Below are 13,576 nucleotides of genomic sequence, written 5' to 3'. Positions count from 1 at the left end.
ATGCTCAGCCCTTGGGCCGCCCGCGCCGTCGCTTTGGCAGCACTTGTGCTGGTGCTATCAGGTTGCGCAGTGTCGCCGCCGCCCCAGAACGTGGTTGCTGTCTCCAATAAGCTGGAAGCGCTCGATGTGTATCGGCAATGGCAACCGGTGACGTTGGATTTCACCGGGCCTCAGCTGAGCGAGACCGGCGAGCTTAACCCGTTCACCGACGTGCGCCTGCTGGTCACCTACACCAAGGGCGCCCGTGCGGTTTCGACGCGCGGGTTCTTCGCCGCCGATGGCAATGCGGGCGAGACGGGCGCGGATAGCGGCAATGTCTGGCGCGCGCGGTTTATGCCGGATGAGCCGGGCGAATGGCAGTATTACGCGCGGTTGGAGCAGGGGCCTGACATCGCATTGAAGTCTGCTTCGCAGGCTAAGCCCAAAAGCCTTGGCGAATGGCAGGGAAAGTTTGCCGTTGCCCCGCCAAAGCGGGATGCGACGGGATTCTATGCCGCCGGGAAACTCACCCAAGACGGCCAGTTTTTCCGCACCGCGCAAACCGGGAAAAGATGGCTAAAGGGCGGGGCGAACAGCCCGGAAAACCTGCTCGCTTTCGCGGATTTCGATGGCACCTACCGCATCTCTGACAATGCCAGAGAGGGCGAATCTGATGCGGGCGGCGACATTCACACCTTTGCCCCGCACGTGCGCGATTGGCGCGAGGGCGATCCGACTTGGCAGGGCGGCAAAGGCAAAGGTCTGATCGGAGCGGTAAACTACCTCGCTGATCAAGGCATGAACGCCGTCTATTTCCTGACCTATAATATTGAGGGCGACGGCAAGGATGTGTGGCCCTGGACCTCGCCCGATGATCCCACTCGGTTTGATGTCAGCAAGCTGGCGCAATGGGAAACGGTGTTCGCGCATATGCAGGCGCGCGGCGTTGCGCTGCATATTGTGCTGCAAGAAACCGAGAACGAATTGCTGCTGGATGGCGGCGATACGGGGCCAATGCGCCAGCTCTATTTCAACGAGCTGATCGCGCGTTTTGCGCATCACCCGGCGCTGTTTTGGAACTTGGGCGAGGAAAATGGCCCGGTCCACTGGCGGCCAGAGGGCCAGACCGATGCGCAGCGCAACGCGATGGCGGAGCATTTTGCGGCGAACGATCCCTATGAGCATGCCGTCCTGCTCCACACCCATGCAGAGGCCGCGGATAAGGACGTGATCCTAGCGCCATTGCTCGGTGAGGCAGCGCTGGACGGTCTTTCGTTTCAGGTGAACGAGCGCGAGACGGTGAACGCAGAGGTACGCAAATGGATCGCGGCCGCACGCGCGGCGGGCCGTCCGTGGGCGATCACCATGGACGAAATCGGCAAATGGCAGGTGGGCGCGCAGGCGGACAAAGACGATCCCACGCATGACAGCCTGCGGCGGCATGCGCTGTGGGGCACTTTGCTAGGCGGCGGTGCGGGCGTTGAATGGTATTTCGGTGCGCATCAGGACGGCAATGATCTGACCACAGAGGATTGGCGCAGCCGCGCTGAGCTGTGGCGGCAGACGCGAGTGGCGCTCGATTTCTTTGAAGAGAACCTTGAGTATTGGGCGATGCGGCCATGCGTGGGCGCGGCCTATTGCCTGACTGACGCAGAGGGCAGCTATGCGATCTATTGGAGCGATGCGACGCCAAAACCGGATGCGGGCACGGTCGAGCCGAGCGCTTACCGGGTGCGATCGTTTGATCCGGTTGCAGGTGAGTTTTTAGGGGCAGCAAAGAGGGTGGAGCTGGCGAGTTCAGATGAGCTTGCAGCTCTTGCCGTGGCATCTGGCACAGGGGACCGAGTGTTCTTGCTGGACCGAGCTGAGCCATGATGCGCGGGAAGGCGAATAAAATATGAGCGATTTTGTAGCATTTCTGGCCGAATGGCGGCCCTTGCTCGCAACTGCGCTTGGCGTAGCTGGGTTGCTGATCCTGATTTTGATGCGGCGGGTGAATGCCTTTGCTGCTCTCCTCGTTGCAGCCTTGGCAACCGGTCTGATGGCAGGCCTTGCGCCTGACGCGGTGCTGGACGCAGTCAAAAACGGTTTTGCTGGGGTGCTCGGCTTTATCGCTGTGATCGTGGGGCTTGGCGCCTTGCTTGGCGTCTATCTCGAGGCAAGCGGCGGCGCAGCCGCGCTCGCGCGCTCGCTGATCGGCAACCGTCCCGCCGGGCCTGCGGGCGTTGCGATGGGTTTTGTTGGGCTGGTGATTGCGATCCCGGTGTTCTTCGATGTTGGTCTGATCCTGCTCTTCCCGCTGGTGCAAGCGCTGGCGATGCGGGCGGGAAAGCCAGCGCTGTTCTTCGGACTGCCGCTGCTCGCTGGGCTGGCGACCGCGCATGCCTTCATCCCGCCAACGCCCGGTCCGGTGGCCGTGGCGGAGATCCTGTCAGCCGACCTAGGCTTGGTGATTGTCTGCGGGCTCGTAGCGGGCATTCCGGCCATGCTGATCGCGGGGCCGTATTATGCGCGCTTTGCCGATGCACGCGGCTGGTTGCCGATGAGCGAAGCAGGCACCACAGTGGAAAACGAGGATGCAGCGAACACGGGCCTCGCAATGCGCGCTGCTCTGGTTGTGGCGTTGCCGATTGCGCTGATCGTTGCCGCTGCGCTTGCTGGTCAGTTTGGTTTTGAGAGCTCGGTCCTGGCGTTTGTCGGTCACCCGTTCACCGCGCTGCTGATCGGCTGCGCAGCCGCCGCTTTGGCGCTGAGCGCGGATGATGAGGCAGGCACTGCGCGGCTCAAAGATGGGCTGTCGCGCGCGTTTGAACCGACCGCCGTGATCTTGCTGGTGACCGGGGCGGGCGGCGCTTTCAAACAGGTCTTGGTCGACACGGGCGCTGGCAAAATGCTGGCAGAGAGCTTCGCGGGTCTGGGCATCGGTCCGATTGTTGCGGGCTTCGTCCTCGCTGCGATTGTGCGGGTGGCGCAGGGTTCAGCGACGGTCGCGATGCTGACGGCGGCGGGGCTGTGCGCACCATTGGCACTGGCCGCCGGGCTAGAGGGTTGGGATCTCGCGCGCATGGTGATCGCCATCGCCGCCGGGGCGAGCGTGGTCAGCCATGTGAATGACAGTGGCTTCTGGCTGGTGTCGCGCTATTTCGCGCTCACTGAACGCGAGACGCTGAAGACGTGGACCGTTGCCTCGACGCTCGTCGGTCTTATCGGTTTTGCGATGGTGCTGGCGCTGGGCCTAGTGCTCTAGAGCGGCGGTGATCTGGTGCACAATTGCGCCGACGGATTGTTGCGCGTCGATGCGGATTGCGCCTGTCGGCACATCAAGTGCCTCAAGCTGGCTGTCGAGCAGGCTGACCGGCATGAAGTGACCCTCGCGGCTTGTCATACGGGCGGCCAAGGTATCGCGCGGTGCATCTAGCAAGACGAACCGAGTTTCGCGGCTCGGAACTGCTTTCAGCCGCATTTGAACATACCGTGTCAGGGCCGAGCATGCAAGCACCACCAGCGGCTCGTTACGCTCCGCAATCGCGCCGAGCATGGCGTCGATCCAAGCTGTGCGATCGCTATCAATCAAAGGTTCGCCCGCTGTCATCTTGGCGCGGTTTGCAGTCGGGTGAAAATCGTCACCCTCCAGCATCGCAGCCGCCATCGCTTCCGCCAACGCACTGGCAATCCGCGATTTGCCGCAGCCGCTTGGCCCCATAATGATGACGAGCCGAGCGGTCATGTCACAGCGCTGCTTGACTCAAAATTCGCAAGTCCGCGTAGCGTCGATATCGGGCTCTAGCCGGATGTCCGACAGGCCGATCGACGCCGGACCATCAGAGCGGACTATCAGACCGTTGCTGAGCGCACCCAGATCAGCGCCCAGGTCCGCAAAACAGGCCAGTGACAAGCGCACTTCGCGCCATTCGCTCGACGTCACATTCACCGGCAGTCCGCGCCCGCAAGTGCTGTCATCTTCGCAGCCCATGGCCACACGCAGGCTGGCGGGCGTATCGCCAGTGTTGCGAACAAAGAAGGCCAGCTCCATTGCGCCGTTTGATTGCCGCATGAAGTCCACAGGCACATGACTGCTGAAGCGAACATAGGGTTCGCCAGAACCCCAGGTGACCTCTAGGGAGTCCTCTTGGGCCAAGCGATCAAGGCCAGCAAAGGACAACACGCCGCCGTCCCATACACTTGAGTTGAGGCGAGTTTGCGCCTCATCTACTATTCCGTAAAGCGACCAAGGGTTTGGTGCGCGCCCGCCAGCAAAGAACACATCGCCGACGGCGGATCCGCTGGTGTTGACGCCAGAGCGCTCAGATAGTTCTGCAAGATTGCCATTGCTCGCATAGGACAAGCCATATCCATAGGCGAACAGTGGGTCGTAATCGTCATCCCCGACATTCAGTTCTGACTGGCTCGCGAGCTTTGGCCAGGAAAACGAGAGTTTGCCGGTAAAATCATAGGCGGGATTTGTCCGGAACAGGAGGTCGCTGACCCCGGCGCCTTCGCTACCGGGCAGCCATGCGGCGACGAACGCGTCAGAGGCGTTGATTTCTGGATTGACCCACATAGGCCGGCCTGAAAGGAATACAGAGACAACCGGTGTGCCTGCCGCTTGGTAGGTTGAAAGCAGACTAGTGTCGAAGCCATCTTCAGAAAAATCGAGATGCGGACGGTCGCCTTGGAATTCTGCATAGGCATCTTCACCGTAAACCGCGATGACAACATCGGCGGAATGGTTGCCGGTGCCATCCTCGTCAAAGATCACCGTGCCGCCAGCTGCGCCAACGGCCTCTTGAATGCCGCTCAGGATAGACTGGCCATTGGGGAACTCGTCATTCGTGTGCGTTCCGCCTTGCCATGACAGAGTCCAGCCCCCGGATGCCTTGGCGATGCTGTCTGCGCCGTCACCCACCACCAAAACGGTCTTACCCGGATCAAGTGGCAGCAAGGACTCATTATTCTTCAGCAGAACAAGCGATTTGCGAACCGCCTCCCGGGCAAGCGCGCGGTGCTCTGAATTGGCCAGCAGGCTTACATCACCGGCATCCTGCCGCGTGCTCGGTGCGCCGCGATCAAACAGGCCATATTGCAGCTTCACCCGCAAAATCCGGCGAACCGCGTCGTCCAATCGCTCCATCGGAATGCGTCCAGATTTTGCGTGGGCTAGCGTGCTCTCATACAGGCCGCGCCAGCTGTCGGGCGCCATGAACATATCGATGCCGGCGTTGAACGCCTCTGGGCAATCAGTGTTGGAGCAACCCGGAATTTGTCCGTGCGCGTTCCAGTCGCTCACCACGAAGCCATTGAAGTTCAGGCGGTCCTTAAGGACATCTGTGATCAGCGCCTTGTTGCCCGTCATTTTGACGTTCTGCCAGCTGGAGAACGAGACCATCACGGTTTGCACCTGCGCCTCTAGCGCGGGGAGGTAGCCGACTGCGTGAATATCGCGCAGCTCCTCTTCGCTGATGCTGGCATCGCCCTGATCGCGGCCAAAATCCGTCGCGCCATCGCCGATATAGTGCTTGGCTGCGGATAGGATTTTGCCCGGCGCCATGAAGTCAGCCTCGCCGTATGTGCCTTGCAGGCCCTCAACGATGCGGTCGGAATAGGAAACGACGATTTCAGGGTCTTCTGAAAAGCCTTCATAACCGCGCCCCCAATTGTCATTACGCGGCACAGCCAAGGTTGGCGCAAAGGTCCAGTCATGGCCGGATACCACCAGCTCGCGCGCAGTCGCGGCCATAATCCGTTCAATCAAATCGGGATCGCGCGCAGCGCCAAGGCCGACATTGTGCGGAAAGATTGTCGCGCCGAGCAAATTGGCGTGGCCATGGACCGCATCAATGCCCCAGATGACCGGGATAGCGACCTCAACCCCTTCAGGATCGGTTGAGGCTTCCCAATATTTATCGGCCATTTCCAGCCAGCTGGCGGTATCGGCATAGGGCAGGGGACCAGGCGCGGAATTGCCGCCGCTGAGCACGGAGCCGAGGCGGTACTTCTTCACATCCTCAGGCGTGACAGATGCGGAATCGGCCTGCATCGTCTGGCCGACCTTTTGCTCCAAAGTCATTTTGGCCATGATCGCATCAATGCGCGCTTCAATCGCCGGATCGAGCGGGGTGGCGGGAAGCTGAGGCCAAACGTCCGGGTTGATGACGCCCTGCGTCTTCACCTCGTCGGTCGAGGCGACTTGAACCTGATTGCTGGAGGCGCAGCTTACCGCGCCAAGACTAAGTCCCAGCGCCAAGGCTGGCTTCATTGATTTAAACTGCATTCTGGCTCTCCCCCGCCCGCGCAGCCTTGCGCAGGCGAATCCCTATTCGTCAATCTTGTCCTACTAGCAGCGTTTTTTGACAAGGTTGTCAATATTGGAATATCAGGGGGCTAGGAGGGATTGATTCACTATGCAGTTTACGCGTCGGACAACAATGCTGGGCCTTTCGGCTAGCGCGCTTGCAGCTTGCGCTGGCGATCATGGCAGCGAAAAAGTTGCTGCGGATGACGCTCATGCGGGCGCTGGTGTCACCTTTGAGGGTTTCGAGACAGGCTTTGCCGACCTCGTCGATATAGACGCTCCAGCGCGGCTGTTGTCCGAAGGGCATCAGTGGTCTGAAGGCCCGGTATGGGATGCGGCGCGCCAGAAGCTCTATTTTACCGATGTCCCGCAAAACCGCGCCTTTTCCTGGAGTGAAGCAGAGGGAACGTCTGTCTTTCTCGATCCTTCAGGCGTCGCGGCAGAGGAAGCTGGCGGCATGCGAGAGCCCGGTGCCAATGGTTTACTGATGGGGAAAAGCGGCGAGCTGCTGATCTGCAACCATGGCAAACGAAGTGTTGAAGCGCGCGATATGGCCACCGGCCGCCGCCGTACTTTGGCCAGCGAATACAATGGCAAACGCTTTAACAGCCCGAATGATCTGATCGAGGCAAGCGACGGAACCATCTTTTTCACTGACCCGCCCTATGGGCTAGAAGGGCTCAACGCATCGCCAATGAAGGAGCAGGATGCCAATGGCGTCTATCGCTTGTTGAACGACGGCACCCTGTCGCGGCTTGTGGATGATATGACCTTTCCCAACGGCATTGTCCTGTCTCCAGACGAGAGCTCGTTGTATGTGAGCCAATCTGATCCAGAGGCTCCGTTGATCCGCCGGTTTGACACGCCCGCGTCTGCCGATAGTGAGATGGGCGGGGGAGAGATATGGTTCGACGCAAAGCCGTTCATGCACAAGGTTGGCGGCCTGCCCGATGGGATGGCCGTTGCGACCAGCGGGCACATCTTCTTAGGGGGTCCGGGCGGTGTGCTGGTGATCGATCCTCAGGCCCGCTGCATGGGCCGGATTGGAACCGGACGAGCGACGGCCAACTGCGCCTTTGGCGAGGATGGACGCACCTTGTTCATCACAGCCGCCGACCGTTTGATTGCGGTGCGCACCAAAGTTTCTGGAGTAGGGCTTTTTTGAATTGTCCCACGCCGCGTCAATCGCCGCTGCGTCTGAGCTGCGCCAGCTGATGATTGGCGGTAAACCTCTACGCTTGGCTGGCTACGGCATTGGCGATTTCGGGCTCAATATCTACTGGCACAGCCTCTCGCTTATTCTTGTTTTTTGGTATGCAGAGGTGGTGGGACTTGCCCCGGAAATGGCAGGCTGGATCTATGCCTTGGGTTTGCTTTGGGATGCTATCTCTGACCCCCTCATTGCCTCCATAGCCGCTGCCAATCGCAGCAAGCGAGGCGTTTACCGGCCCTTTATTCTGTTTGGCAGTTTTGGGCTGGGTGCCTCGTTTTGTCTGCTGTTTTGGACACCGCCATTTGAAGGCTGGGCACTGTTCGCGGCCTTGCTTGGTTCGGCGATCATATTCCGTACTTCTTACACCATTGTCGCGGTGCCCTATTCTGCTCTCTCATCGCGGCTGACCTTCAGCTCTGTCGAGCGAGCGGAGCTTTCGGGCGTTCGGATGTTTTTCGCCTTTTGCGGCATGCTGTGCGTCACCAGCTTCTTTTTCCCGCTGGCGCGCGCGCTGGGTGGGGCAAGCCAGTACACCAGCGGCGGTTTCCTGATCGCGGCCGCAATCGGCGCATCAATCGCGACGATTGCATTGGTCGGATGCTATTTCCTGACAGAGGAAAAACCACCGCTGGGCGGTGAAGATCTGTCGCGAGGCTGGGACCTTAGTTCGTTCGTCGATGCTTTCAAAAAGAATGACGCCCTGCGGCTGTTGCTGCTCTTGCTGTTGGTCAATTCAGCCGCCGGGGCGAGCCTGCACATCCCCATGGCGTTCTATGTCGAAGCCAATTCGCAGACCTTTGCTAACAAAGAGGTGATCCTCTCTTCCTATGCCATTGCAACTCTCGCCGGAACGCCCGTTTGGACCATGATCGCACGCGCTTATGGAAAGAAAAAATGCTGGTACTTGGCGACCATCCTATCAGCTGCGGCTGGCCTGTCTTTGTTCATCAGCGGACCGTTGCTCATGAGCGGAATTCCGCTGCAGATCATCGCCTTTGGATTTGCGACATCTGCGTTTGCGATCATCATCTGGGCGCTCATTCCTGATACCGTCGAATATGGTCAGTACACCCACGGGCAGCGTTATGAAGGACCTGTTTTCGGCTCTAGCCTGTTTGTGCAAAAAGCCTCTGGCGCGCTCACGGGTCTAGGCATTGGCTACCTCTTGGCGGGTATTGGATATGACGCGGGGCGCGAGGTTCAGACTGCTCAAACGGCGGAATCTTTAGGGGTTTTTATGGCCCTGGTGCCAGCTTCATTCCTAGTGATCGCTTCAATTACGCTGTTTCTTATGCCACTGAGCCGCGGTTTGCATGCACGGATAGTTGACGAGTTATCGAAATGACGGGGGCGAGATGGCGACTGTAAAGGCGGGGAAATCAGCAAAGATGAAGGACGTGGCCGATCTGGCTGGCGTCTCCATCAAAACTGTTTCGCGGGTTCTGAATAACGAACCACATGTGCAGGAAAAGCTGCGCCGTAAAGTGCGCGAGGCTGCGCAAAAGCTCGACTATGTGCCAAGCCAGTCGGCACGATCTCTGCGCGGCAGCCGTTCTTACAATATCAATCTGGTCTGCCACATGGCAGGCAGTAATTATGTCAATTCGATCCAGTTCGGCGCGGTGATCGCATGCCAAGAGCTGGGCTATCAATTGTCGATCAGCCTACTGGAGAACCTAACCGGAAAATCCATTGCCGATATCCGCGCCGCCTTTGACGTTTTGGTGCGCCGCAATCGTCCCGATGGAGTGGTGTTGCTCGCGCCCTATGCCAATGACGAGAAGATTGGCTTTGTGCTCAATGATCTCGGCATTCCGGTCGTGCGCGTGGGGCCGGTTGACCTCCAGACGCAAGGTATGATGGTCGAGATCGATGATTATCAGGCGGCGATTGAGGTCGTCCGCCACCTGACTGATCTTGGGCACAAGCGCATTGGCTTTGTGCGTGGCAGCGAAGATCAGCGCGCCACTCACGTGCGCCATTCTGGCTTTACTGTGGCGATGGAGGCCGCGGGATTAGAACTTGCTGATGATCTGGTGCGTCCTGGCGCGTTTGATTTCTCGTCCGGCTATGAAGCGGGCCAGCATTTCTTGAGCCTAGAAGACCGTCCAACAGCCATCTTCTCTTCAAACGATGACATGGCGGCGGGCCTAGTCGCTGCGCTGATCGAAGCAGGCCTTAAGGTGCCGGACGACATGTCTGTCGTTGGGTTCGATGACGCCGATATCGCCACTCGGATGCGGCCTTTCCTCACCACTGTGCGTCAGCCGCTCAGCGATCTGGGCGGCACTGCTGTTAGCGAGCTGGTACAGGGCCTCAGCGATAGCAAAAAGGCAGGGCCGCATCGCATCGTGCTGGACCATGAATTTGTGCTGAGAGGGACAACCGCGCCGCCAAAGCGCGGCTAAAAATCACGCAGAATAAGGGATTTGAATGTGACACACTGGAAAAACTCGAAACTAGCGATTGCTGCGGCAATGGGTCTTTCCTTGTCGCTTCCCGGGAATGCACAGGATGTACCGACCTCAGCCGCAGAACCGGCTGCGAGTGCCCCAGTAGCGGCGGATTTCCAGATGAAGCGCTGCGTCAATATGGGCAATGCGCTGGAGGCCCCGAACGGTGCGCCGTGGGGTAAGAACTATGCCAAGGCAGACTACCAAAAGATCGCAGCTGCTGGTTTTGACACGGTCCGCATTCCCGTGCGCTGGAGCGATTACACCGGGCCTGCGCCAGATTATCGCATCCATCCTGACTTTGCTGAGCAGGTCGATAGCAATCTGAAATGGGCGCTTTCCAGCGGCCTCAATGTGATCGTCAACGTCCATCACTTTGATGAGATCATGGAAAACCCGGCTGAGCAGATGGAACGGTTCCGGGCTATCTGGGACCAGCTATCGCTGCGCTATTCCAAGCTGCCGGGCAATGTCTGGTTTGAGGTTCTAAACGAGCCGAACAAGAACCTCCAAGGTAAGCTAATGCGCCAAGCGCAGGCGCTTTCGCTGGCGACTATTCGCCGCGATAATCCTGATCGAATTGTTATTTTGGGCGGTGAGGAATGGTCTGGCATCCGCACGCTTGCGACGAACCTCGCTACCGACGATCCCAATGTGGTCTACACTTTCCACTATTATGACCCATTTGATTTCACGCACCAAGAAGCGACCTGGCTGGGTGAGAACATGCCGAAGGGCAAACGTGGTTGGGGCTCTGCCGCGGACAAGGCAGAGCTCGCCAATGCGATTGAGATTGCAAATGCGTTTCGCGATGCCGTGAAGCGACCTGTCTTTCTCGGCGAGTTCGGAGTGAACGAACCGGTCGACAACAAACAGCGGGTAAAATGGGCCGGCGCGGTGAAGACAGCGATGGAAGCGGCCGACATTCCCTGGTGCCTATGGGCTTACGGCAATACCTTTGCGCTCCATTCTGAAGAGAATGGCTGGGACGAGGATATGCTTGCCGTATTGACCGAAGACTAATCGCAGGCTGATGGCGTGCGGGCGCGTGGTCGCCCGCAATTCCCGCTATTGATTGAGGTAGGCGAAGCTTGCCTTGGCAAAGCTTGCGGCATCCGTCGTGTCGTCATTTTCGACGTAGAAGTGCTCGAGCCCAGCGGTTTCCGCCTGCTGCATGATAGCTGGAAAATCGATCACTCCGTCGCCGACATTGACCATTTCCCCATCGGCCGATGCATCCTTGATATGGCAGGCGGAGAAGCGGCCCGGCGCTTTTGCAAATAAGGCTAATGGATCGACATTGGCCTTATGCGTCCAGAAAAAGTCGAGCTCCATGGTCACTTTGTCTGCATCAGTGCGTTCGAGCAGGATGTCGTAAGGCACTTCGCCTTCGACAGTTTCAAACTCAAATTCATGGTTGTGATAGCCAACCGTCATGCCCGCCTCTTTCGCAGGTCCGGCACGCTCATTGAGCAGATCGGCAATCGCTTTGTAGCTGTCTAGAGTGCGCGCTTCTGGGGCGAGCCACGGGATGATCAATTTGCTCTGTCCCATCAATGCCGCGCGCTCGATAACAGCATCGAAATTATCGCGCATATCGGCGAGCTGCACGTGGGTGCAATTGCTGACCAATCCGAGGTCATCCATCCGAGCCTTGATCGCGGCGGCGTCGTGTTCGAAATATCCCGCGAACTCTAAGTCCTTGTAGCCAATCTCGGCCAGAGTGGTGAGAACGCCGTCATAGTCCTGCTCAAACTGCTCTCGGAAAGTGTACAGCTGAATGCCCAGCTTACCGGCATAAGGCTTGGCCTTTGCCGCTACTTCCTCCCCTGGAATCACGCCATTGCAAGCCGCCAGTAATCCCATGCTGCCGATCAATCCGCCCTTTAAGACATCGCGGCGGCCCAGGGATGGAAATGCGTTCATCAGATCAAATCCTGCTTCATTTGCGTGGCGGCATAATCGGCTGCGCGCGCGGTCAGCGCCATGAATGTGAGTGAGGGGTTCTGGCATGCGACTGAGGAGAACGACGAGCCATCGGTGATGAACACATTGGGCACATCGTGGCATTGGTTGCGGCCATTCACGACAGAGGTCGCCGCGTCATAGCCCATGCGCGCACCGCCCATTTCATGGATGCAATGCCCCGGAACAGGCTCCTGCTCGAAGGTCTGGATGTCGGTGCAGCCCGCTGCCTCCAGCATCGCAACTGCATCGCGCTTCATCGCGACGCGCATCTTGCGCTCGTTTTCGGACCAGGTCACATCCAAGTGGATTTGCGGGATGCCATTGTCATCCGTCTTGGTCGGATGCAGCACCGCTTTGTTCTGTTCGCGCGGCAGCATCTCGCCAAAGGCCTGCAGGCGAATGCGCCAACTGTCGTCGGGCTGTCTGAGCTGGTTCTTCAGTTCCTCGCCAAAGCCCTGTCCGCCCAAGGCGCGGGTCCAAGAGGACCGCGAACTTTGGCCCTGATAGCCATAGCCGCGCAAAAACTCGCCATCGGTTTCATTGCCGAGATTGGCAAAGCGCGGCACGTAGATGCCATTGGGCCTACGCCCTGCGAAATAGCTGTCCTGAAAACCGGGATAGGCCGCCTCTGCACCGACCCGGGTGTGGTGATCCATCAGATATTTGCCGAGCGTGCCGCTGTTATTGGCAAATCCGTTTTGGAAGGTCTCTGAGGTCGAATTGAGTAGGACCTGCACTGTGCCCAGCGTCGATGCGCACATGAAGATCACCTTGGCCTGGTAATCCTGGCGCTCTTTGGTGGTGCGATTGATAGTCCGCACCCCGGTCGCCTTGCCGCTCTTCTCGTCATAGAGAATGCGCTCAACCACGGTGTCGGGCAGCAGGGTCATATTTCCGGTGTTCTTCGCCGCTGGCAAGGTGGCCGAGACGCTTGAGAAATAGCCGCCAAACGAGCATCCGCGCTCGCATTGGTTGCGGAACTGGCAAGAACCGCGGCCCAGCGCCAATTGCTCTTCGGTTGGCTTGGTCAGATGCGCCGCGCGGCCGGGGATCATCTTGCGGCCCGGAAAGGCTGCCTCGATCTTGGCCTTTGCGTCTTTCTCTACGCAGGTGAGGTCCATCGCCGGTTGGAATACGCTGTCAGGCAGTTGGTCCAGACCTTCTTCAGACCCGCTGATGCCGACGAATTTCTCGACATAGTCATACCATGGCGCAACATCGGCATATCGGATCGGCCAATCTGTGCCGTGTCCGTCGGCTTTGTTGGCAGCAAAATCCATCTCGCTCCAACGATAGCTTTGCCGCGCCCACATCATTGACTTGCCGCCGACCTGATCGCCGCGCAGCCACGCGAAGGTCTTGCCGTCTTCTACGGAGTAGGGATTTTCCTTGTCGTTGATGAAGTAGTGCCGCGTGCTCTCGCGGAAGGCATAGCAGGTCTGCTGCACCGGATATTCCGCATCGGCCAGTTTCGGGTCGACGCGGTCGCGGTGCTTCATATCCCACGGGTTTTGGTTTTCCGTGACATAGCCTTTGCTGTGCTCGTTCTGCTTGCCGCGCTCCAGCACCAGGGTCTTAAACCCTTTCTCGCTGAATTCTTTCGCGGCCCAGCCGCCGGACATTCCGGACCCAACAACAATTACATCGAAAGGGGTGTTCTCAGACATTCTC

At 58.8% G+C, this 13,576-nt stretch carries 10 protein-coding genes; 6 read left to right on the top strand and 4 right to left on the bottom strand.

Going from position 1 to position 13,576, the window contains the following annotated elements; all coding sequences use genetic code 11:
* Together AC0V6V_RS05325 and AC0V6V_RS05320 are read left to right on the top strand one after the other, a co-directional pair.
* A complete protein-coding gene (locus AC0V6V_RS05325; RefSeq protein WP_486164396.1) occupies positions 1–1,854 on the top strand; it encodes a DUF5060 domain-containing protein in 1,854 nt (617 codons plus the stop codon).
* A 22-nt stretch (positions 1,855–1,876) separates the two neighbouring features.
* Complete coding sequence (locus tag AC0V6V_RS05320; protein ID WP_486164395.1) at positions 1,877–3,226, top strand: GntP family permease; 1,350 nt, start codon at positions 1,877–1,879, stop codon at positions 3,224–3,226.
* Here the strand turns inward: AC0V6V_RS05320 and AC0V6V_RS05315 are convergent.
* Together AC0V6V_RS05315 and AC0V6V_RS05310 are read right to left on the bottom strand one after the other, a co-directional pair.
* The gene (locus tag AC0V6V_RS05315; protein WP_486164394.1) at positions 3,215–3,706 is read right to left on the bottom strand and encodes a gluconokinase; all 492 of its coding nucleotides are present in this window, start codon (positions 3,704–3,706) and stop codon (positions 3,215–3,217) included. The genes AC0V6V_RS05320 and AC0V6V_RS05315 overlap by 12 nt on opposite strands.
* An 18-nt stretch (positions 3,707–3,724) precedes the next feature.
* A complete protein-coding gene (locus AC0V6V_RS05310; protein ID WP_486164393.1) occupies positions 3,725–6,250 on the bottom strand; it encodes a glycoside hydrolase family 3 protein in 2,526 nt (841 codons plus the stop codon).
* A 130-nt stretch (positions 6,251–6,380) separates the two neighbouring features.
* Between AC0V6V_RS05310 and AC0V6V_RS05305 the strand changes: the two genes are divergently transcribed.
* Genes AC0V6V_RS05305 through AC0V6V_RS05290 form a run of 4 tightly spaced genes read left to right on the top strand, consistent with a single transcriptional unit; the run spans position 6,381 to position 10,960 of the window.
* Complete coding sequence (locus tag AC0V6V_RS05305; RefSeq protein WP_486164392.1) at positions 6,381–7,436, top strand: SMP-30/gluconolactonase/LRE family protein; 1,056 nt, start codon at positions 6,381–6,383, stop codon at positions 7,434–7,436.
* Between the two features lies 1 nt (position 7,437).
* Positions 7,438–8,829 (top strand): MFS transporter, encoded by a 1,392-nt coding sequence (locus tag AC0V6V_RS05300; protein ID WP_486164391.1) that lies wholly within the window; start codon positions 7,438–7,440, stop codon positions 8,827–8,829.
* Between the two features lie 10 nt (positions 8,830–8,839).
* Positions 8,840–9,892 carry a LacI family DNA-binding transcriptional regulator gene (locus AC0V6V_RS05295; RefSeq protein WP_486166237.1) on the top strand — a complete coding sequence of 351 codons (1,053 nt, stop codon included), beginning with the start codon at positions 8,840–8,842 and terminating at the stop codon, positions 9,890–9,892.
* 27 nt (positions 9,893–9,919) lie between these two features.
* Positions 9,920–10,960: a glycoside hydrolase family 5 protein gene (locus AC0V6V_RS05290; protein ID WP_486164389.1), complete on the top strand. Its 1,041-nt coding sequence runs from the start codon at positions 9,920–9,922 to the stop codon at positions 10,958–10,960.
* A gap of 45 nt (positions 10,961–11,005) precedes the next feature.
* Here AC0V6V_RS05290 and AC0V6V_RS05285 read toward each other — a convergent pair whose 3' ends face one another.
* Positions 11,006–11,863 (bottom strand): sugar phosphate isomerase/epimerase family protein, encoded by an 858-nt coding sequence (locus AC0V6V_RS05285; protein WP_486164388.1) that lies wholly within the window; start codon positions 11,861–11,863, stop codon positions 11,006–11,008.
* Positions 11,863–13,572, bottom strand: a complete 1,710-nt coding sequence (locus AC0V6V_RS05280) for a GMC oxidoreductase (RefSeq protein ID WP_486164387.1) — start codon at positions 13,570–13,572, stop codon at positions 11,863–11,865. Before AC0V6V_RS05280 ends, AC0V6V_RS05285 begins: the two co-directional genes overlap by 1 nt.
* Positions 13,573–13,576: the final 4 nt, after the last annotated feature.

Source organism: Erythrobacter sp. S249 (genome assembly GCF_057364975.1).
This window is presented reverse-complemented; position numbering and strand designations above follow the sequence as displayed.

What these genes read in the sequence shown, in the direction of transcription:
- AC0V6V_RS05295 (WP_486166237.1), top strand. Translation starts at nt 8,840, where the DNA reads ATGGCGACTGTAAAGGCGGGGAAATCAGCAAAGATGAAGGACGTGGCC.
- AC0V6V_RS05320 (WP_486164395.1), top strand. Translation starts at nt 1,877, where the DNA reads ATGAGCGATTTTGTAGCATTTCTGGCCGAATGGCGGCCCTTGCTCGCA.
- AC0V6V_RS05285 (WP_486164388.1), bottom strand. Translation starts at nt 11,863, where the DNA reads ATGAACGCATTTCCATCCCTGGGCCGCCGCGATGTCTTAAAGGGCGGA.
- AC0V6V_RS05325 (WP_486164396.1), top strand. Translation starts at nt 1, where the DNA reads ATGCTCAGCCCTTGGGCCGCCCGCGCCGTCGCTTTGGCAGCACTTGTG.
- AC0V6V_RS05305 (WP_486164392.1), top strand. Translation starts at nt 6,381, where the DNA reads ATGCAGTTTACGCGTCGGACAACAATGCTGGGCCTTTCGGCTAGCGCG.
- AC0V6V_RS05315 (WP_486164394.1), bottom strand. Translation starts at nt 3,706, where the DNA reads ATGACCGCTCGGCTCGTCATCATTATGGGGCCAAGCGGCTGCGGCAAA.
- AC0V6V_RS05280 (WP_486164387.1), bottom strand. Translation starts at nt 13,572, where the DNA reads ATGTCTGAGAACACCCCTTTCGATGTAATTGTTGTTGGGTCCGGAATG.
- AC0V6V_RS05310 (WP_486164393.1), bottom strand. Translation starts at nt 6,250, where the DNA reads ATGCAGTTTAAATCAATGAAGCCAGCCTTGGCGCTGGGACTTAGTCTT.